General features: G+C 66.3%; 17 protein-coding genes. 10 read left to right on the top strand and 7 right to left on the bottom strand.

What is annotated here, in order from left to right:
* Positions 1-47 precede the first annotated feature (47 nt).
* The gene (locus tag C454_RS01620) at positions 48-902 is read left to right on the top strand and encodes an MBL fold metallo-hydrolase (RefSeq protein WP_004971943.1); all 855 of its coding nucleotides are present in this window, start codon (positions 48-50) and stop codon (positions 900-902) included.
* Between the two features lie 101 nt (positions 903-1,003).
* Here the strand turns inward: C454_RS01620 and C454_RS01625 are convergent, their stop codons facing one another.
* From C454_RS01625 to C454_RS01635, 3 genes are all read right to left on the bottom strand, one after another.
* Positions 1,004-2,050 (bottom strand): PAS domain-containing sensor histidine kinase, encoded by a 1,047-nt coding sequence (locus tag C454_RS01625; protein WP_004971945.1) that lies wholly within the window; start codon positions 2,048-2,050, stop codon positions 1,004-1,006.
* A gap of 235 nt (positions 2,051-2,285) precedes the next feature.
* Positions 2,286-3,350, bottom strand: a complete 1,065-nt coding sequence (locus C454_RS01630) for a TrmB family transcriptional regulator (RefSeq protein ID WP_004971946.1) — start codon at positions 3,348-3,350, stop codon at positions 2,286-2,288.
* A 107-nt stretch (positions 3,351-3,457) separates the two neighbouring features.
* Positions 3,458-5,467: a glycoside hydrolase family 15 protein gene (locus C454_RS01635; RefSeq protein ID WP_004971949.1), complete on the bottom strand. Its 2,010-nt coding sequence runs from the start codon at positions 5,465-5,467 to the stop codon at positions 3,458-3,460.
* Between the two features lie 97 nt (positions 5,468-5,564).
* On the opposite strand from C454_RS01635, the gene C454_RS01640 reads away from it, so the two are divergent.
* The 4 genes from C454_RS01640 (at position 5,565) to C454_RS01655 (ending at position 10,247) form a co-directional block, all read left to right on the top strand.
* Entirely contained in the window at positions 5,565-7,055 is a 1,491-nt protein-coding gene (locus tag C454_RS01640; protein WP_049904903.1) for an extracellular solute-binding protein, read from the top strand.
* A gap of 62 nt (positions 7,056-7,117) precedes the next feature.
* Complete coding sequence (locus C454_RS01645; protein ID WP_004971956.1) at positions 7,118-8,110, top strand: carbohydrate ABC transporter permease; 993 nt, start codon at positions 7,118-7,120, stop codon at positions 8,108-8,110.
* On the top strand, positions 8,110-9,108 hold the full coding sequence (locus tag C454_RS01650; protein ID WP_049904904.1) for a carbohydrate ABC transporter permease: 999 nt from the start codon (positions 8,110-8,112) through the stop codon (positions 9,106-9,108). The genes C454_RS01645 and C454_RS01650 overlap by 1 nt, the downstream gene beginning before the upstream one ends.
* Before the next feature lie 2 nt (positions 9,109-9,110).
* Positions 9,111-10,247, top strand: a complete 1,137-nt coding sequence (locus C454_RS01655) for an ABC transporter ATP-binding protein (RefSeq protein ID WP_004971959.1) — start codon at positions 9,111-9,113, stop codon at positions 10,245-10,247.
* A gap of 80 nt (positions 10,248-10,327) precedes the next feature.
* Here the strand turns inward: C454_RS01655 and C454_RS01660 are convergent, their stop codons facing one another.
* Complete coding sequence (locus C454_RS01660) at positions 10,328-11,338, bottom strand: HEAT repeat domain-containing protein (RefSeq protein WP_004971961.1); 1,011 nt, start codon at positions 11,336-11,338, stop codon at positions 10,328-10,330.
* A gap of 124 nt (positions 11,339-11,462) precedes the next feature.
* Here C454_RS01660 and C454_RS01665 point away from each other — a divergent pair, with 124 nt between their 5' ends.
* A complete protein-coding gene (locus C454_RS01665) occupies positions 11,463-11,777 on the top strand; it encodes a hypothetical protein (RefSeq protein WP_004971963.1) in 315 nt (104 codons plus the stop codon).
* A 45-nt stretch (positions 11,778-11,822) separates the two neighbouring features.
* Here C454_RS01665 and C454_RS01670 read toward each other — a convergent pair whose 3' ends face one another.
* Positions 11,823-13,079: an outer membrane protein assembly factor BamB family protein gene (locus tag C454_RS01670; protein ID WP_004971965.1), complete on the bottom strand. Its 1,257-nt coding sequence runs from the start codon at positions 13,077-13,079 to the stop codon at positions 11,823-11,825.
* Positions 13,069-14,259: a PQQ-binding-like beta-propeller repeat protein gene (locus C454_RS01675; RefSeq protein ID WP_004971968.1), complete on the bottom strand. Its 1,191-nt coding sequence runs from the start codon at positions 14,257-14,259 to the stop codon at positions 13,069-13,071. Before C454_RS01675 ends, C454_RS01670 begins: the two co-directional genes overlap by 11 nt.
* A 129-nt stretch (positions 14,260-14,388) precedes the next feature.
* Here C454_RS01675 and C454_RS01680 point away from each other — a divergent pair, with 129 nt between their 5' ends.
* Complete coding sequence (locus C454_RS01680) at positions 14,389-15,678, top strand: outer membrane protein assembly factor BamB family protein (protein WP_004971971.1); 1,290 nt, start codon at positions 14,389-14,391, stop codon at positions 15,676-15,678.
* Positions 15,675-16,898 carry an outer membrane protein assembly factor BamB family protein gene (locus C454_RS01685; RefSeq protein WP_049904905.1) on the top strand — a complete coding sequence of 408 codons (1,224 nt, stop codon included), beginning with the start codon at positions 15,675-15,677 and terminating at the stop codon, positions 16,896-16,898. Before C454_RS01680 ends, C454_RS01685 begins: the two co-directional genes overlap by 4 nt.
* A 43-nt stretch (positions 16,899-16,941) precedes the next feature.
* Here C454_RS01685 and C454_RS01690 read toward each other — a convergent pair whose 3' ends face one another.
* Complete coding sequence (locus C454_RS01690; protein ID WP_049904906.1) at positions 16,942-17,628, bottom strand: helix-turn-helix domain-containing protein; 687 nt, start codon at positions 17,626-17,628, stop codon at positions 16,942-16,944.
* Between the two features lie 133 nt (positions 17,629-17,761).
* On the opposite strand from C454_RS01690, the gene C454_RS01695 reads away from it, so the two are divergent.
* Together C454_RS01695 and C454_RS01700 are read left to right on the top strand one after the other, a co-directional pair.
* A complete protein-coding gene (locus C454_RS01695; RefSeq protein WP_004971977.1) occupies positions 17,762-18,580 on the top strand; it encodes an alpha/beta fold hydrolase in 819 nt (272 codons plus the stop codon).
* A gap of 152 nt (positions 18,581-18,732) precedes the next feature.
* Positions 18,733-19,599: a DUF7847 domain-containing protein gene (locus tag C454_RS01700; protein ID WP_004971979.1), complete on the top strand. Its 867-nt coding sequence runs from the start codon at positions 18,733-18,735 to the stop codon at positions 19,597-19,599.
* The last annotated feature ends 54 nt before the right edge of the window (positions 19,600-19,653 follow it).

The raw sequence follows: 19,653 nt of genomic DNA on the forward strand, positions 1-19,653 counted from the left end.
CACATGTACTATCACGGCGAATCCGGCAGCGCGGCGCGGAGCGTACGATGACGATTACGAGCGATTGGGGCGAATGGTGGGCCCGGGAGGAACTCAACGGCGTCGACGTCGAGGAGGGAGTCTCGCTGTGGTATCTCGGCGTCGCCGGCTGGGCGATACGGACGCCGGAGACCGCCATCTACATCGACCCCTACTTCAGTACCGAGCGGGACCGCGAGTACGTCGCTCGGATGTCGCCGGTGCCGATGGAGCCGCAGTGGGCGGACGCCTGCGACGCGGTCTTCTGCACCCACGACCACCGCGACCACTTCTGGCCGCCCTCGTTCGGCCCGCTTCTCGACCACGGCGGCGACGTCCACGCGCCCGTCGAGTGCTACGAGAACTTCGACGTGAGCGCGATCGACGAGGACAAGCGGACGGCCGTCGAACCCGGCGACAGCTACGAGGTCGGCGACCTCACCGTCCACGTCAGAGGCGGGTACGACCCGGACGCGACCGGCACGGTGACGTACGTTATCGAGCACGAGACGGGAACCATCTTCCACGGCGGCGACAACCGGCCCTGCGAGGCGTTCCACGAGATCGGTGCGGAGTTCGACATCGACCTCGGGATGCTCTCCTACGGAACCGACGCCCGCGTCGTCCAAGACGGCGAGGTCATCACGCGCAAGCTCTACAACGACGCGGACGAAATCATCGAGGCCACGAACGCGCTCGGCATCGACCGCCTGATTCCCGAGCACTGGCGGCGCTGGCGGTCGATTCACGCGGACCCCGGCGCGCTCTCGAAGGCCGCGACGACGTTCGAGTACCCGCACGTGATCGAGGAGGTCGAAGTCGGCGACCGCTTCCGACTCGGCCGGCCGGGCGTCGTCCCACCGGCGCGTCTCGGCGGCGAGTGAATCTCTAACACGTCACCGAATTCTCCTGCCTCACCGGCGACGTCGCGCGGCGCCCCCACTCAACGGCGATGTCGTACTGTACCACAGAAACCGCGGTCGAGTCAGTCGGTGCACGGGAGTTCGACGACGAAGACAGCACCCGTCGGTTCGTTGTCTTCGACCCGGACCGAACCGCCGTACTGCGTGACCAGGGTGTCGACGAGGTAGAGTCCGATACCCGTGCCGGGGCTCCCGAGACCTCGGTCACCTTTTCCGAACGCGAGTTCTTTCCTGTCGTCCGGGATGCCCGGCCCGTTGTCGGCGATTCGAACCTCGACGTCGTCGTCTCGGGCCGTACACGAGATCTCGACGCGAGGCGCGTCCTTGTCGTTGTGTTGGACGGCGTTGTTCAGGAGGTTCCGAAACACCGAACTGAGCATGCTATTTCCGGCGACCTCGACGTCGGGGAGCGTTCCCTCGACCACGAACGTGGCCTCCGGGAAAGACTCCCTGCGAATCGATAGCTCGGTTTCGAGAATCGAGCGAATCGGTACCGACGCGATAGTGACACTCTCGTTCGATGCAATCGTCTCCACGTAGTCGCGTGCGACCTCGGTCAGTTCGACGACGTGCTCACCGCTGTCGAGGATTTTCTGGAGGTACTCGCTCCTGTCATCATCGACGTGGTCTTCGAGCATCTCCGCCCACCCGAGTACGACCCCCATATCGTTGCGGATATCGTGGCGGACGATTCGGTTCAGCAGTTCGAGTTCTCGCTCCCGGCGTTTCTGCTCCGTGATGTCCGTACAGACGCCGACGACCTCCGAGACGTCACCGTCGTCATCGCGGAGGAGCACCTGCCGCGTCAGCACCCAGCGAATCGACCCATCGGGTCGAACGACGCGGCCCTCGTACGCCTCGTCGTGGGCCCCTTGGGCTGAGGCCTCGATATTCTGTCGCACCCGGTCGCGGTCCTCGGGATGGATGGCGTCGAGCAACAGCGCGATGTCGTCCATGACCGCCTCGGGTGGTATCCCCCAGATGTCTTCGAAGCCAGCGCTAATGTAGTCGAACTCGCCGGGCGCGGATACCGTCCAAAGCGCGACCCCATCAAGCTGGTCGAACAGGTCCTGGAAATCGCGCCGTTGACCAAGCGAGCTGTTACTCATACCGGGGTGTTTCGAGGCGAGTGAAATAAGTACCAGTCCCGGAGTCCGACGGCGGAGTAGCCGGCGTCAAAGCTCCGTTCTGAAGGGTGGGATTCCGTCGTGGATGAGCAAACCGGACGTTCGCGCTAATCGAGTGACGTCGAAGGAAGTCGGCTCGAGCCGACCGGAAGGATAACCGAGGAGTCCCACTTGGAGCAGTCCACTGCGACTGGTCGGTGAGTACGCGCAGGAAACGCTATTCCTGTTCTGTATCGCTGACCGACCGGAAAACGACGCGTCGGGCCTCGAAATCCTCCAAGAACGCCTTCGAGCCGCCGACGGTAAACGTGTCGTCAGACGTCTCAACGACGAACGACTCCTGAGTCGGAAAGTCGTTCGAGAAGGGCCGGACGAGGCTCTGTTTCACCGCCACGATCGTCCCAGTAGTCGTCTCGAACGCCGCGTTACTCTGGGTGGGACGGATGTCCATCTCGGCCGTGACGACGGCGCCGTCCATCAGATGTAGCGTCGCGTCGAACACCGCGTGGCGGAAGCTCGTGAACGTCGCCGGCAGTTGGCTTTTCGACCCGACGTGCACCTGCTCGCCCATCGGCCAGTAGTTGGCGATAAACGAGTCGAACAACGAGGAGACGATATGCTCCTCGGCGTGATAGATGGCGTACTCATCCGAGTTCGAGTTCAGTATCGCATCTGCCGAGGCGATGATACCGTCACCCCGGTCAACGGTAAGCGTCACTGGTGCCGGGGCGCTCCACGTCTGGATGATACTCCCGGTCGCACCGTCGATCGAACTCGTGCCGTCGTACTCCGTGACGAGAAGCATACAAAATACTCCCCGGCTCTGGGCATCTCTGAGCGAGTCTTCGACCCGATGAAGAACCGATGCGGGAAGTGCGAGAACGAGTTCGGATTCAGCGGCGTCGATCAGCTTGTTGAGCTGAGCGAGTATCGTCCGTCGAGACTTGATGATACTGAACTTCTGCTGTTCGTAGCTCTCGGAGTCAAACAGGTCCTCTAACTGGGACTCGACGGTCTGTAGTTGAGAAACGAGATTGTCGATACCCTCTGCGGGCGGAATCGCTCGTAACTGCGTCGGTTGGACGTGGTCGTCGATTTCGATGAGGTCGCGCTCCTCGAGTTTTCCGACGATATCGTACGCGTAACTCTTAGAGATGTCAGCCTCTTCGGAGACGACCCGGATTGTCGTCGCCCCGTTACGGAGTATCGTCACGTATGCTCGCGACTCCTTGTCCGAGAGCCCGATCCGCATGAGGCTGTCCACCACCTCGTCTTCCACCATACCCAAGTGTTCGGCCAAGGCGGGGGATAAATCTTAGTATGGGAGTACAGACAGGGTGCTGTCCGGCGCGTGACCGCCTCGAACTCCGTTGTTCGAGTGTAACAACCCTACTCGGTGCGGGCACCTCGGGTGACACGGGACGCGTGCGTGGCCAGTCGAATGGCGTGGGACCAACCCAACGGCGTCGCGCTGTCCGGCGCGCCGGTGTCGAAGAACTGCTCTGGGAGGTACCCCGATGGAAGGCACAGACTGCCGTCGAGGTCAATTTCGTCGAACAACCGGTCCGCCCATTTTTCGGGGTCGTATTCGTCGGTCGACGAGAAGAGCCGAATCGACTTCTCGGCCGCGTACGCGCCCCAACCCGTCGAGACGGTCCAAACCTTCTCGCTTCCCTGCCCCCGCCGCCGCCACGTATCGCCCTCGAATCGCGTGAGTCCGGAGATGTCGTCGGTCTCTTTCCAGAGCCTGGAGAACGCGGTGTGGAGATGGCGCTCGAGCCGCCGCAGTCGCGTTTCGTCGATGTCCTCGATGGCCCGGTAGGCGAGATAGGCGTCGACGAGCGAGAAAGTAGTGCTGTCGACGCGGTCGTCCAAGTCACCGTCACCGGCGTCTAATCGGAGCGCGTAGATACCCTCGTCGGGGGACCACGCCATATCGAGTGCGTCGAAAACCTGCGTTGCCCGCGTAGCTGCGCGCTCTCTGGTGGCCGCATCGCACGTGACGGCCGCAATCGTACTGTAGGCCTGAACGAACTTCGCGGCAGTGTGCGTGAAACGACCATTCGTATTCTCCCACGCGTTTTCGCACACCGTCGGGAAGCCATCGTCTTCCAGCGAACTGTCGAGCCCGTCGACTCCCGACTGTAACGCGTTCTCGATGGCCTCGACGGTGACGTTTCGGAGCGACTGTCGGTACGCCGAGAGGTACTCGGCGAGGAAAACGAGGACGCTCGCAGTCTGGTCGGCTTGGTACTGCGTTTCCGTGCCCTCGATGTGGCCGTTCGCCCATCCCGGCGCAAGCCGGCCGTTCATCGGCCACACTCGGTGAGGCCACCGGCCGTCAGGTAACTGCGTCCGCAGGTAGAACTCGGCGCTCTGTCGGTGTATCTCGGCTGCATCGAACCCGAGCGACTCGTCGGCTTCCAAGAGAAACGTCGAAACTTCTCCGTCGTCTCGGAACCACGTGTAGCCGTAGCCGCCGGAGTACTGGTAGTACGGGTCGAAGTCCGGACCCGCAATTCGGGCCCCAGTCGGTGCGGAGAGTAACTCAAGGACCGAAAGGTCAGTCGCGACGAGTTGGTCCGCGACCGTGGGGTACTGTCCTGCCTGCCGTGCCGTCGCGAGGAGCGCGGCTGAATCGCTGTTGGTTCGTCGCGTCCGGGTCGCGACCGCAGAGAGCGCATCCGAGCGCGACTGCGTTTCGATGTCCGACAGCAGGGTGACGAGACTGGTCTCACCGTCCTCGAAAGCGACGCGGACACCAACGCCGCCGGTGAGGCGGCTCTCCTCGTACTCTTCGGACGCGCCGAACTCCGGAAACGACCGCGATTCCGCGGCGAGTATCTCGTCGAACCGCTCGAGCACTTGGGGCGTACACTCCACGAACTCGGTCGAGGTGCCGAGATAGTCGTGTTCTCGGTTGTGGTACACCTCGATAGCGTCGTCGTGGACTAGCTGCCCGACCCGCCCGTCTCGCCCCTCCGGGCTGATCTCGACGAACCCGACCAGTTCGATATCTTCCGGTGCATCGTCGCCAAGCTCAAACGTCGTCGTGTGGACGAGTCCATCGGTAACGTCGCGTTGTATCACGTCGAATCCATCGAGACGGTGCGTCGTCTCGACGAGCGACCGGCCCGCTCGGTACGTCTGGCACCCCGCGTCGAGCGCATCGAACCACTCGACGGCGTCGCCGATACGGATACCGAAGCGTGAGGACACGATGCCGCCGAAGCCCGAAAGTGGGTACGAGTAGTCTCGGAGTGACCCGGCTGGTGAAACGTGAACGAGGCGTTGGTCCGACCCGCTGAATCTGCCTTGTCGCGTGCGCCGTTCGCCCGGAAATACGTCGGTCGCGTCTTCGTTCTGCTTGTAATCGTCGAGTGACCGTCGGAGTCCCATACACCTACTGGCCACAGAGTTCAGATAAAGTTCTTGTGATATCTCAAAGATAATCCCTAAAGTATAAGTGGGCCTATTTTGATGAACAATTCGGACGATGACAACGAACCCAGAGACGAGCAAGACGACGAAGAAGAGCGTCTCACGACGGCGGTTTATCGCCGCTGCAGGTGCGACGGGAGTCACAGCGGGCCTCTCCGGCTGTGCGAGTATGTTCGGCAACGGCTCCGAGACCGGTGGACAGGTCGGTGAGTCCGAAAGCGGCGGAACGACCGTCGTCTGGGGCTTTGACGCGACTGTCGCACAGGACCACGCGGACCAGCTCCGTACTGCGCTACACGAGAAAGGGGGGCTCTCGGACGACATCCGCGTCGAGTTCCAGCCGGGCCAGCCGGACAGCGGGAAGCGTCGCTCGACGTACAACCGGCTCTTGAGCTCTCAGGAGACGACGCCGGACATGTTCATGATGGACAACGGCTGGGTGAACATCTTCATCCAGCGGGGACAGCTCGCTAACCTCTCTGAGGTTCTCCCCGAGAGTGCGCTTTCGACCATCGAAAACGAGTACTTCGGCGGGTTCACTGAGACGGCCATCGACCCCGCCAGCGGGGACCTGTTCGGTGTTCCGCTGTACCCCGACTACCCGACGATGTTGTACCGGAAAGATCTCGTCGAAGAGGCCGGCTACAATCCGACCGAGGAGAACTGGGCCACCGAGCCGATGACGTGGAAACGGTGGTCGAACATCGCTGCCGAGGCACAGGAGCTCTCGGGCGTCGATTACGGCTTCACCACCCAGTGGGATATCTACGTCGGCACCGCCTGTTGTACCTTCAACGAGGTGCTGTCTTCGTGGGGCGGTGCCTACTTCGGTGGTCGCGAGAACCTCTTCGGTCCCGTCGGCGAACGACCCGTCACCGTCGAGTCGGACCCGGTCGTCAACTCGTTGAATATGATGCGAAAGTTCGTCCACGACGAGAGCTTCGACGGGCAGTTCAGCGACTACGGCGGTGGCTTCACACCGACGAACATCCTCGGGTGGATCGAAGACAGTTCGCTCGCACCGTTCGTCGACGGGAACGCCGTGTTCCACCGCAACTGGCCGTACGCGATTAACCAAGCAGCGTCGGAGTTCGGTGACGACCTCGGGACGATGCCGCTTCCCTACGGCGTCCCCGAAAGCGAGGCGCAGTTCCCCGGAACCGGTGGGTCCACCTCTGCACTCGGCGGCTGGCACATTACTGTCAACCCGAACAGCCAGAAGCTCGACGCTGTGACCCAAGTCATCCAAGCGTCGATGCGCGAGGAGTTCCAACTGTTCCTCCTGGAGGTCGAGGGGTGGCTACCGCCGCGGGCGAGCCTGTTCAACTCCGAGACGGCTGCGGAGCTCGAACCGACCGGTGACTACATGGACACGCTCCGTGTCGCCGGTGAGAACACGATGGCCCGACCGGTTACGTCGGTCTGGAACAACCAATCGAGCAAAATCGCAGAACAAGCAAATCGCGCGGTCGGACAAGAGGTGTCTTCGGCCGAGGCGATGGCGACGCTCCAATCCAGCCTCGAAGAGACTGAGAGAAGCGACTGACGAGCTGAGAGCTCCACACTCAACAGATCAAACATGAGTCCCACACCTCTCGGAGGGATAGTATGAGCGCCGATACGGCTGCAGAGCCGGCACGTGAGTCACGGCAGTCGGGGCCAGTCGTCGTCTTCTTGCGGTGGCTGGAGAACCTGAGCGACACGCAGTACGCGTACCTACTGCTCACCCCGGTATTCGTCCTGCTTGGTATCGTGGCCATCTACCCGCTCTTGCGGACGTTCGAGCTGTCACTGTACGCCGTCTCGACCGACCTCTCTAGTGTCCGTTTCGTTGGTCTCGACAACTACGTCGCGCTGTTCACCGGGGAGAAAAACCGGTTCCTCCCCGGCGGAACGACGTTCCTCCCGACCGGATTCGACGCCGCGAGTCTCCTCGATAGCGCCCTCGTAATCACCCTCATCTTCGCCGTGGCCAGCGTCTTGTTCGAGACCCTCATCGGACTGGGTCAAGCGCTCGTCTTAGATCAAGACTTCTACGGCCGGCGGTGGGTCCGTGCGGCGATTATCATTCCATGGGCCGTTCCAATCGTCATCCAGGGGATGATGTTCTTCTTGATGTTCGACTCGAACGTCGGATTCGCGACGCCGATTCTCGCCGACCTCGGAGTAGTGGCACCGACCAACACGCTGAACGACACAATCAGCGCGACGTTCATCATTATCGTCGCCGACATCTGGAAGACCTCGGCGTTCATGGCGCTCCTCATCCTTGCCGGGCTCCAGAGCATCAATCGCAGCCTGTACGACGTGGCCCGCGTCGCCGGTGCGAGCAAGTGGCAGCAGTTCAGATACATCACGCTCCCGCTCATCCTGCCGACCATCGGAGTTGCAGTATTATTCCGCTCGGTGCAGGCGATGCGCGTGTACGGTATCATCGATACGGTCTCGAGCTGTACCGTGGTCCCATCACTCTCCTGCATGGTCGTCTCGACGTTCAACACGCACGAGGGGACATCCGCCGCTATCGCGTTCGTGACAGCGGCCATCATCGGCGTCGTCGTGATGGGAATCATCCTGTGGCAGGGGGAGGACGCGATATAATGTCCAGCGAAGCCGACGGCACGGCAGACGATGCCGGTCCGCTCGCGCGGTGGGCACGGAATGCGATCCACAACCCACGACGGGTGTATCGAGCGTTGTTCTACGTCGCGATGGCGTTTTTCATGGTCACGACAGTGTTCCCGTTCTACTGGCTGCTCGTCCTCGCGGTGACGCCGCAGGAGAACCTGCTTTCCGGGAGTTTCCTCCCGACGGTCGACCTATTCGGCGTCAGCGGCACGTTCCCGCTCCCCGTTCCGAAGGGGTTCAATCCGGCAGCGTTCGTTACCGTCTTCGAACAGGTCCCGTTCCACCTGTACGTGCTGAATAGCTTCGTGCTAGCTGCCACGACGACGGTTATCGTCCTCCTCGTCGCGAGCCTCGCAGGCTACGTGTTCGGGCGAATCGAGTTCCCCGGGCGCGCGCTGTTGATGCTCGGTATCCTCGCAATCAGTTACTTCCCGCCCGCAGCGTTCGTCATTCCGCTGTTTCAGGCGTTCGCCGGTAACGCCCCGATAACGATTCCGTTCATAGGTGTCCCGCTATTCACGCCGCCCCGACTGCTGAACACCCCGGGGTCGATGGTCATGCCGTTCAGCGCGCTGTTCCTGCCGCTGTCGATATTCATCCTCACGACCTTCTACGGGCAGATTCCCGACGGGTTGGAGGACGCGGCGCGGGTAGAGGGAACGACCCGACTGGGCGCACTGTTCCGCGTCATCGTGCCGCTTTCGGCACCCGGCGTGGCGACCGCGGGCGTCCTCACGTTCATCAGCGTCTACAACGAGTACTTTTTCAGCTCGATTATGGCGACGTCACCCGAAGCGTCCAAGTGGTCGCCGATTGTCGGCGGGATTCTCAGCTACCAGACTCAGTACACGACGCAGTACAACCTCATGGCCGCAGCGAGTGTTGTGGGGGTCATCCCCGTCGTCGTCCTCGTCATCATCGCACAGGAACGCATCGTCAGCGGACTGACCGCAGGAGCACTTAAAGAATAACAATGGCACGAGTACGACTCGAACACGTAAGCAAGCACTACGACGACGTAACGGCGGTCGACGACATGAACCTCGACATCGGCCACGGCGAATTCATCTGCTTTGTCGGCCCGTCAGGCTGTGGGAAGTCGACGACGATGGAAAGTATCGCTGGACTCACGAAGCCGAGTGAGGGTGAAATCCACATCGGTGACCGCGAGGTGACGAACCTCCCGCCGAAGGACCGCGGCGTCGCGATGGTGTTCCAGAACATCGCGCTGTTCCCCCACATGGACGTCTACGACAACATCTCCTTCGGGCTCCGCCTCCGCAACTACGANGTCCAGCTGCAGGGCATGCTCGAACGCATGCCCGACGAGATGTCCGGCGGCCAGCGACAACGCGTCGCCATCGCCCGCGCCATCGTCCGTGAGCCCGATGTCTTTCTCATGGACGAGCCGTTAGCGAACCTCGACGCGAAGCTCAAGGTCCACATGCGAACCGAACTCCAGCGCCTCCACAAGGAACTGGACACGACCATCATCTACGTCACCCACGACCAAGAAGAGGCGATGACGCTCTCGGACCGTATCGCCGTCCTTGACGCTGGCCAACTCCAGCAGATCGACCCGCCGCTCGTCTGTTACAACGAGCCCGCGAACCTGTTCGTCGCCGGCTTCATCGGCTCGCCCTCGATGAACTTCGCCGAGGCGACGGTCACAGAAGACGCGCTCTCGACAGCAAACTTCTCGCTCGCGTTCGATCCGGCGTCTGTCGAGGCTGTGGACGTGGGTGACGAGGTAACCATCGGGATTCGTCCCGAAGACATCTATCCCAGCGGAGCGCGCGTCGAAGTCGAAGACCCCTCTTCGCTCATCGCCACGCGCGTCGATATTCTCGAACCGATGGGCGACGAGATATTCGCGTACATGCTGTTGGGCGAAGGCCGAACCTCGATGGACCAGTCAGGGGCTGATGACCAGTTGCTGATGAGCGTTGAGCCCGACTCGACGATTCGAGAAGACACGGACGTCGAAGTGGTGATAGACCGGGGGAACGTCCACCTCTTCGATACGGCGTCAGGAAACGCACTCGCCCACGGCCTTCCCCCCGTTTCAGCCGAGTTAGAGACCGAGACGACGGCCGACGCAGACGACTGAAGCGACCCGGCAACCTCGCCGTCGGCGACGGCGAGACGCAGTAACTCCCGGAGGCTACCGGAAGTAACCGCGCGCTCGACTCAGTACGGAGCGCCACAGCTCGGACACATCGGCGGCGCGCCCTCGGGGAGGTCGACGCCGCAGTGGGGGCACTTCCCGTCGGCGTCTGGCGACGTCATCTCGTCGACCGCGTCGTCGGTCGTGCCCCGAACGCCGGCCAGCGACCCAACGCCTTCGGCCGGTGACTCCAGTGATTCTCCCTCCGACGCCGCCCGGAGAAAGCGGACCCGTTCGGCGACGAACTCGTCCGCCTCGTCGGATTCCGCGTCGAGCACCGAATCCGGTACCCGAACCGCCTCGCCGCCCCCGCGGACTGACAGTCCGAGCGCTTCGGCGGCGCGGCCCCGGACGAAGGCGTTCTCGTCGGCGAGCCGTGCCGAGAGCGCCGCCCGAGCCTCGGCGAGCGAATCCGGCGCGTCGCAGCCGACGACCGCCACCGCCGTACAGAGGTGATAGCGAACGAGTTCGTCCCGGTCGTCGAGGTGTTCGGCGAGCGCCGAGACGCGGTGGCGAAGTCGACCGGGGTCGCCGAGCGCCACGCATTCGAGCGCCTTCGCCAGCTTCTGTTTCACCTCGGGTTCGTCGAACGAGAGACCGACGCGGAGGTCCGCGAGCACCTCCGGCGAGGCGACCGCGTCGGGGTGTTCGAGCGCGACGTAGCCCAGCGCCTCGGCCGACCGGGCGCGGACGTAGTAGAACTCGTCCTCGTCGGCGAGTCGCTCGGCGAGCGACGGAACGGCGGGAGCGACCGCGTCGGGAGCGGCCTCCGCGACCGCGACGAGCGCCTTCGCGGTCAACAGCCGGACGGCGCGGTCGTCGTCGGTGAGAAAGGGCGTGACGGCGGGAAGGACCGACTCGAACGCGGTCGGCCGGTCGTCGGCGAGGCGCCGAAGCTCTCGGAGCGCCCGTTTTCGGTCCTCGGTCGACGCCGTTCGGAGCTCCCCGAGCGCCCCGCTCACCGCCTCGTAGGCGCGGTTTTCGGCTGATTCGACGAGGCGCTCCAGCGGGGGCGCGTGACGTGTGTCGTCCATCGGTTCGTGTGCCTCGTTAGCGAAGTATCTCCTCGGTACGTCAATAAGTTGGTGGGAGACCGCGTCGTCGACACCGAACAGAACAGACAAAAAGACTACATTTTCGCGGAGCGACGACAGAACCGTGAGCCCGATTACGCTTGCCGCGGCGGCGCTCCTTGGGAGTGTGACCGCGGCCGCGACGTATCGACACGCGAGACGCCGCGACCGAAACCCGACGAGGTGGAGCGCGGAGGTCGGAGCAACGTTCCTGCTCGCGCCACTTCTCGCGGCCGAAGTGGGGCTCGGCGCCGTCCGAACAACGCTGGTCGCCACGTCCTCGGCTGGGGTCGTCGAGGCGGTCCCTCCGGTGGCGTTCCACGGCGTGACTATCGCTGTTGGGCTGGTCGCCGGTGCGACGGCACTCATCCACTACCGGCGTGCCGCGGTGGCCGCGTAGTCGAGTCGAAGCGACGCGAGGCAACGAGCCGCGTCGTCCTCGCGGTCACTCCAGCGGGAACCGCGCGACTGCGCCGTCGTCGACGTACGAGACGAACACCGACGACGGCTCGACGCGGAGAGAGAGTCGGCTGTGCGAGTCTGGTTCGTACGACCACCGCGTCTGGCCCGACTCCCGGGAAAGCACCTCGAAGCCCCGGTCCCAGCCGGCGACGACGCGGGAGCCCGTGACGGCGAGCGAGTCCAGCGACGGGAGTCCGGTTACGGTCTGCCACCGCCGCGTGCCGTCGAGGTCGAAGCGGTCGATTCGGCCGAGCATCCCGCCGTCGGGGTCGTCGACGCGGCTTCCGACGAACACCGCGTCGTCCGTGGCCTCGACCGACCGGATCTGATAGCCCACGGGATTCGCCCACCGCTTCTCGCCCGTCTTCCGGTCGAACGCGAGCAGTTCCGCGTGCCCGTCCGGTCGGTCGTGGGAAAGGTACAACTGCGACCCGAGGACCATCGTGCGCCCGGGGCTGCTGACAGAGGTTCGCCAGCGAACGCTCCCGTTCGACGGTTCGTAGGCCACCAGCGTCCCGTCCCACACGGCGACGGCGAGTCGGGAGTCCGCGACGACCGCGGGGTGCCGCGGCTGGGATTCGGTCCGCCACCGGACGCTCCCGTCCGCCGGCGAGAGCGAGACGACGCGCGATTCGGTCTCGCTCACCGGCACGCGAACCACGACCGAGTCGTCGGCGACACCGTCGAGGGAGTACGACGAAACCGCCCGTTCGAAGCGTCGGTCGCCAGTCTGTGGGTCGTATCCGGTGAGCGTGTTCTCGGGGCCGGCGAAGTCGAGTTCGGCGACGAGCGACTCGGTGCGGACGAGTCTCGCTCGATGGGCCGTGCCCTCGTCGCGCCACAGTTCGTCGCCCGAGGAATCGACGGCGTAGAGGTCGCCGTCGGTGCTGTGGACGTGGTACGGGCCGCCGGACGGCGGGGCGACGGGTCGCGTCTCTATCGGGCCGCCGGTCTCGAACCGGACGGCGGTCGACCCGTCCTCGCGCCGCAGGCCGTACAACGCCTTGTCCTGCATCCCGGCGAGGACCAGTCCGTCGGTGACGGCGGGCGGGCCGGCCATGAACGCCCCGTCGATATCGCGTCGCCAGACCGGTCGTCTCCCGCCGAATCCGGGAATCGAGCTACAGCCGGCGACGGAGAGCGAGCCGACGGCCGCGAGCGTCCCGAGCACCTCGCGGCGGGTGACGGTTTGCTCCCGGCTTCCGGCCGAACCCGTCCGCACCGGACGCTCACTCGGCATCGAGCACCTCCGCGTCGAGGCGAGCGAGTTGCCACTCCTGTCCGACGTAGACGCCGTCGCCCGCGGCGACGACCCAGTTCACCGTGCCGCCGTCGAGGTAGCCCTCGAACCGGTACTCGCCGAGGAGGGTGCCGTCGGTCGCGTGGACGTACAGCGCGGTCGGTTCGAACGGGACGGTCCCGCTGTGCCCCCGGACGAGGAGGTCCGACCCCACGACGGTCACCAGTCGGTCGCCGACGCGGGTCGGTCCGCAGGTCACGGGGCCGGCCAGTTCGCGCCGCCACAGTCGGGTTCCCGTCTCGGCGTCGAAGGCGTACAGGAAGTAGTCCGCGCCGCCGACGTACACGCGGCCGTCGGAGACGAGCGGCCGGGCGAACACGGTGTTTCGGAGCGACCCGCGCCACCGAAGCTCGCCGGTCGCCGCGTCGAGCGCCAACAGTTCCTCGGTCGCGCTCCCGACGAAGACGGTGTCGCCGGCGACCGCCACCGACGACGGGGACGCCCCCACGTCGGCGCGCCACGATTCGGACTCATCCGTGGCGAACCGGCGGACTGTTCCGTCCAGAATGGGCGCAATGACGCCGGCTTGGGAGCCGTCGCCGGCGGGTGCGGACGCGGGCGCGCCGGCCAGCGACGCCGGAAGTTCGGCGCGAAAACGCCGCTCGCCGTCCTCGCGGGACAGCCCGAGCAGTCGGTCCACCACGTCGTTTTCCGTGCCCGAGATGGGGAAGACGACGGTGTCGTCGGCGACGACCGGCGGGTACTGAACGACGCCCGGGTCGGCGCTACCGACGCCCGTCAGCCCGATGTTCCACGCTCGCTCGCCCGCCTCGTAATCGACCGCCGTAGCCCGTCCCGCCTTCGAGAACAGGTACGCATACTGGTCGTCGACGCCGAGCGGCGACCGGTAGCCCTTCCGGCCGGTCACCGCCCAGCGCTCCTCGCCGGTCTCGGGGTCGAGCGCGGACACCATCGGGTCGGCGTGAAACGGGCTCCCGGTTCCGACGAGCAGGGGGCCGGACGGCGGGCGCAGGGCGCGGGTCGGAGTCCGAACGCCCGCCGTCCACGCGGTCGGCATCGGGAGCGAGTCCTCGTGGCCCGTGAGACTCGCACAGCCGGCGAGGCCAGCGGCGAGCGCCGGGAGAGCCTTCAGCGCGTCGCGTCGCGAATAGGAGGGCATCAGCGAGGACGTGTGGGCCGGCTGATAATACTCCTGTTGGTTTCGACGGCGGCGCGACCGGCCGCGGCCGGCGAACCCTTCGAGCGGGGAGCCACGAAGGTTTTTATCCCGCGCCGAGACGGCGGTCGTATGCTCTCCAGACGCGAGGTACTGGCCGCCGGCGGAGTCGCGCTCGCGGGCGGGGTCGCCGGGTGCGGTGGCTCACCACCGTCTCCGGACGCGACGTTCGACGCGCCGACGACGGCGTGGCCGACCACCGGCTACGACCCGCAGGCGACGGGCCACGCACCGGCCGGCCCGCCCGAGGGAACCGTCTCGTGGAGCGTCTCGCGGGGGAGCCTCGACCCGCCGCTCTACGGCGCGCTCGCCCCGCCGGTCGTCGCCGACGGGGCCGTCTACGTCACCGGAGTCGCTACCCACTATTACAGGCCGGACGACTTCACCAGCCCGCTGGCCGCGATTGACGCCGCGTCCGGGTCGGTCCGGTGGGTCGAAGGCTTCCCGGACGGGCTCAGCGGCGGCCCCGCGGTCGTCGGCGACGACCCGGGAATCGTCGTCGTCGGAGGCTACGACGGAACCCTCCACGCCGTCGGAAGCGACGGGTCGAGCGAGTGGGCCGCGGACCTCGGCGGCCGGCTGGGAACCCCGACGGCGTACGGGAACAGACTGTACGTCGAAAGCGGGAACGGCCGCCTGCACGCCGTCGGAAGCGACGGGAACCGGCTGTGGACCGCCGACCGGCCGGGGGCGCTCGAACTCCTCGTCGGCCCGGACGAGCCGGTCGAGACGACGATGCCCGTCGCCGACGACCGCGGCGTCTACGCCGCCTTCACGCCGTTCGAGCGGGAGCGCGAGGCGGTCGTCGTCCTCGGCTACGACCACGGCGGCGGGCGGCGCTGGCGGACGGTGCTCGACGGCCGGTACGGCCGGTCGCCCAACGGCCTCGCCGTCACCGACGACGCGCTGTACGCGACCGTCGGCGGAACCGTCTACGCGCTCGACGCCGACACCGGCAAGGAGCGCTGGCGGTTCGTGACCGGCTCGGAGGCCGCCGGCCCGCCGACGGTCGACGGCGAGCGAGTCTACGTCGGCGCGAAGAACCTCTACGCGCTCTCCCGGACCGATGGCGGCGAGCGCTGGCGCGTGGTGAACGAAGCGCCACCGAGCCACGACCGCGACCCGACGACCCTCCCGTATCTCGCTCGCCCGCCCGTCGCCGACGGGCGAGTCTACCTCCGAACCGGAGCCGTCGACGCCGCCGACGGGACGCGGCTGTGGGGCGGCGACGCCGACGAGTGGCTCCAGTCGGGGAACTACTTCGCCGAACCGTACTACAGGCGGCCGATGGCGTCGCCGGTCATCACCGAGGAAGCGATGTATCTGACCCACGCGCACCACGGGGTGGTGAAGGTCGCATGACCGACACCGGCCAGCGACCGACTCGGCGTCGACTCTTGGCGAGTCTCGGAAGCGCCGCCGCCGTCGGCGCGGCGGGCTGTCTCGGAACGCGGTCGGAGCACAACCCGACGAGCGGGGAGTGCCCCGAGTACGACCCCGTCGAGCCGGCGACCGCGGACTGGCGCGGCGTGATGGGTCCGACGACGAACACCGGGGCCGTCGCGTCCGAGGCCGTCCCCGAGGGCGACCTCGCCGTCGATTGGACGGTGCCCGTGGAGACCTACGTGGGCCACCACGTCCCGGTCGTCGCCGACGGCACCGTCTACGTCCACGACATGGACGACGAACTCTCCGCGGTCGACGCCGACACGGGCGAGCGAACGTGGACCAGACCGCTCACCGACCCCGAGCCCGCGCCCGCAGTCGGCGACGGAACGCTCGTCGTCGTGACCCGCGAGGAGACCCACGCCTTCGACGCGGCGACGGGTGACCGACGCTGGAAGCGGGAGGGACTCGGCGGCGGCATCTTCGGCGCGAGCCCCATCGTCGCGGGCGACACCGTCTACGTCCAAGCGGGCGTCGCGACTCACGCGCTGTCGCGTTCGACCGGCGAGACCCGCTGGCGGGCCGCGACCGGGTTCCCCTCCGACTCGACGCCCGCCGTCGCCGGCGACACCGTCTACACCGCCGGCGACGACACCTACGTCCGGGCGCTGGCGACGGCCGACGGGACGGAGCGCTGGCGCGCGAAGACGAGCGCCCGAATCGCGTGCAACGTCTCGGTGGTCGAGGGAACCGTCCTCGTCGGGACCGGTGCCGGGAGCGTGCTCGGACTCGACGCCGAGACGGGCGCGGAGCGCTGGCGCTATCGACTCGAACCGCAGCGGGCGGGCGGCGAGAGTCGACCGAGGCGGCCCGAGACCATCGCGACCGACGGCAGCCGGGTGTACGTCGCGACCGACGACCGGTTGGTCACGCTCGCGTTGGCCGACGGGACCCGCTGCTGGGACAACCGAAACTACGCCGGAAGCTACGCGAGCGGCATCGCCGTCGGCGCGGGGAAGGTGTTCGTCCCGACGCACGACGACAGCGGGGGTGCGATAACCGTCCTCGACGCCCCCACCGGAAACACGCGACAAGAGCTGGCGGCGGGCAAACGCCAGCGCTTCGACATCGGCCCGAGCGTCGCCGAGGGCGGCGTCTACTTCGCCGGCCGGGGCGCCGTCGTCCGACTCAGTTAGGTCGGTCTTCGGACGCGACCGACCCGAGTGGTTCGTCGACCCGTCAGTTCGGAAGCGGCGGCCACGTCGTCGCCACCGTCTCGGCGATGAGCCGGGTCTGCGCCCGTCGGAGTCGCTCGGAGGTCGAAGAAGCGGTGATGCCGAGTTCGTCGGCGACCTCCCGCAGGGTGGCCCCGCGGGGGATGTCGAAGTAACCCAGTTCGTACGCCGTCCGGAGCGCCTCGTCCTGTCGGTCGGTGAGCCCCTCGCCCGGCGGTTCGGGGTCGCCGTCGCGGGCGAGGCGCCGGAGCCCGAAGCCGGCGTTCCGCCGCCAGAACGATGCGAACCGCCCGAACGCGTCGCGGTCCGCGAACCAACCAGTCTGTCGCCAACCACCCCGTCGGACCTCGATGCGCTCGATGATGGCGTCGGCGGTGGCGAGGGCCTCCAGCCCGGCGAGGTCGTCGAGGCTGTCACCGAGCTGTTCTTCGAAGCTCAGCGCCGGGACGGCCTGATACCGGCGGGTCTCGCCCGACTCGCCGATTCGCGTCCAGTCGGCCACGTCGACGGCGTCGTCGATGGCGGTTTCGAGTGCCCGGTGTGCCCCGCCGGTGACCGTCACGATGAACATCGGCCGCTCGCCGTGGTTGTACTGGAGTTCCAACGCGAGCGTCGCCTCCGGAACCGCCGCCGCGACCCCGGTCAGCGGGAGCGCGTCGCAGTCGATGTCGAACTCGGCGATGAGACCCATACGTCCGCTGTCTCGGCGGTCGGTCATGGACGTGTCGAAGCGGCCGAGGCGGTCGCCCGCCCTCGGAGGCCACTTAAACGACCGCACGGCTGAGAGTGCGACTTAGTCGCCGCCGGCGACAAGCGAGGCCGCGATGCAACCGATTCGATTCGAACGCGGAACAGAACTGTCCGACGAGCGATTCGGGAGCGGCGCGCCGCTTCTGTGCTGTCACGGCGGGATGGCACCGCCGGCGTACTGGGACGCGGTCGTCCCGCACCTCGACGGCTACGAGGTCGTCGTCCCGGAGCGACCCGGCTTCGGCACCTGTCTGGACGACGTCGAGACGACGCCCGCCGAGGCGGTGCTGGAGCGCGAGGTCGAGTACGTCCGGGAAGCCGTCGACGAGATTCGCGAGGCGACCGGACGCGACCCGGCGCTGTTCGGTCACTCCTTCGGCGCGCTCACGGCTCTCGAAGCGGCGACCGACGCGCGGGTGGCCGCCGTCGCCGCCTACGAGCCGGCGGTGCTCCCGGAGGCGTACCGGAGAGAGGCGGACCTCTCGGAGCGCATGGCCGCGCTCGTCGAGGCGGGAGAGCGGCGCGAGGCGGTCAAACGCTACGTCGAGCAGGTGCTCCACCCCGACGGCATCGACGACCTCGACGCGTGGCTCGACGAGTGGCCCGTCTGGCCCGACTGCGTGGCCCTCGCCGAGGAGGTCGTCCGGATGAACCGCGCCGTCGAACGCTACCGGCTTCCGGCCCGCCTGGACGTTGACGCACCCACCGTGGTCATGGCCGGCACCGGCGGCCCCGACTTCCTCCGCGAGAGCGCCCGAAACGTCCACGACTCCCTGCCGACCAGTCGGTTCGTCGAGTTCGACGCGCTCGGTCACGGCGGCCCCGGCGACGACCCCGAGCGGGTCGCGGCCGCGGTCGATTCGTTCCTCCGTGATCGGGCCAGTCACGCGTGAAAACGTCGATTACACGGGTACAGGTGTAATCGCAATCTCAGAGACACGAGCCGTCTCGCGCTCGTTTGCGACCGAATCGAGGGTCGGAGACCGGACGCGCGAGACGACCTGTCAACCCAACATTCTTTGCTCGGTGCGGAGACGTGGTCGGTATGGCAGCCCTCCAAGCCATCGGCACAGCCGCCGGCTCTCTCAGACGGAACCCGATACTGTTCGTCGTCGCCGCGGCGTTCAGCCTCATCCAACTCCCGTCGCTGTTCGCGCAGGCGGTCAGCCCGCTCATCGGAAGCATCGTCTCGCTGGGATTCAGCGGCCTCACCGTGTTCGTCGTCCCGTTCTTCCTCGGTGGCGTCCTCGGCATGGCCAACGAGGCCATCGACGGTCACACCTCGCTCGGGACGCTCGTCAACGAGGGGAAGTCGCACTACGTCTCGCTGCTCGCGGTCTACTTCAGCCTGCTCGCGGTCAACCTCGTGTTGGCGTTCATCGGCGTCTTCGCCTCGCTGTTCTTTGGCCTCCTCCTCATCGGGAGCGGCAGCCAACCGGGGACCGCCACGCTCGCGGTTCTGGCCGTCATCGTCCTCGCCGTGACCCTCACCTACCTCGCCGTGGTGTTCGTCATGCAGTTCTTCGGTCACGCCATCGTTATCGACGACCTCGGCGCGGTCGACGGCGTCAAGCGCAGCATCTCATGCGTCAGGAACAACCTCGTGTCGGTCTTCGGCTACTCCGTCATCGTCGGACTCGGCGGCCTCCTCGCCGGCGTGGTCGGCGGCGTGGCCTCACTCCTACTCACCCCGTCGCTCCAGCATCAGGGGGCCGCGGTGGCCGGGTCGGAAACCGGCGCGACCGCCGCGTCGGCGTTTTCGAGCCTTCCGACCGTCGGCGTCGTCGGCATGGTCGCCATCGCGGTCGGCCTCGTCCTCGTCAGCGGTCTCACCGGCGGCTTCTTCGCCGCCTACTCGACCGCGTTCTACCGGTCGATTCGACCGGCGAACTCCGAGGGAGTAAACGCCTGACTACGCTGCGAACCGCCGCCATTTCTGTCGGTCGTGTATCAATTCGCAACCGTT

The organism is Haloferax gibbonsii ATCC 33959 (genome assembly GCF_000336775.1).
Taxonomy (GTDB): domain Archaea; phylum Halobacteriota; class Halobacteria; order Halobacteriales; family Haloferacaceae; genus Haloferax; species Haloferax gibbonsii.

Coding starts and splice junctions, on each gene's coding strand:
- C454_RS01660 (WP_004971961.1), bottom strand. CDS start 11,338: ATGGACGACACACGTCACGCGCCCCCGCTGGAGCGCCTCGTCGAATCA.
- C454_RS01645 (WP_004971956.1), top strand. CDS start 7,118: ATGAGCGCCGATACGGCTGCAGAGCCGGCACGTGAGTCACGGCAGTCG.
- C454_RS01625 (WP_004971945.1), bottom strand. CDS start 2,050: ATGAGTAACAGCTCGCTTGGTCAACGGCGCGATTTCCAGGACCTGTTC.
- C454_RS01675 (WP_004971968.1), bottom strand. CDS start 14,259: ATGCCCTCCTATTCGCGACGCGACGCGCTGAAGGCTCTCCCGGCGCTC.
- C454_RS01630 (WP_004971946.1), bottom strand. CDS start 3,350: ATGGTGGAAGACGAGGTGGTGGACAGCCTCATGCGGATCGGGCTCTCG.
- C454_RS01690 (WP_049904906.1), bottom strand. CDS start 17,628: ATGGGTCTCATCGCCGAGTTCGACATCGACTGCGACGCGCTCCCGCTG.
- C454_RS01640 (WP_049904903.1), top strand. CDS start 5,565: ATGACAACGAACCCAGAGACGAGCAAGACGACGAAGAAGAGCGTCTCA.
- C454_RS01620 (WP_004971943.1), top strand. CDS start 48: ATGACGATTACGAGCGATTGGGGCGAATGGTGGGCCCGGGAGGAACTC.
- C454_RS01680 (WP_004971971.1), top strand. CDS start 14,389: ATGCTCTCCAGACGCGAGGTACTGGCCGCCGGCGGAGTCGCGCTCGCG.
- C454_RS01695 (WP_004971977.1), top strand. CDS start 17,762: ATGCAACCGATTCGATTCGAACGCGGAACAGAACTGTCCGACGAGCGA.
- C454_RS01670 (WP_004971965.1), bottom strand. CDS start 13,079: ATGCCGAGTGAGCGTCCGGTGCGGACGGGTTCGGCCGGAAGCCGGGAG.
- C454_RS01650 (WP_049904904.1), top strand. CDS start 8,110: ATGTCCAGCGAAGCCGACGGCACGGCAGACGATGCCGGTCCGCTCGCG.
- C454_RS01685 (WP_049904905.1), top strand. CDS start 15,675: ATGACCGACACCGGCCAGCGACCGACTCGGCGTCGACTCTTGGCGAGT.
- C454_RS01635 (WP_004971949.1), bottom strand. CDS start 5,467: ATGGGACTCCGACGGTCACTCGACGATTACAAGCAGAACGAAGACGCG.
- C454_RS01700 (WP_004971979.1), top strand. CDS start 18,733: ATGGCAGCCCTCCAAGCCATCGGCACAGCCGCCGGCTCTCTCAGACGG.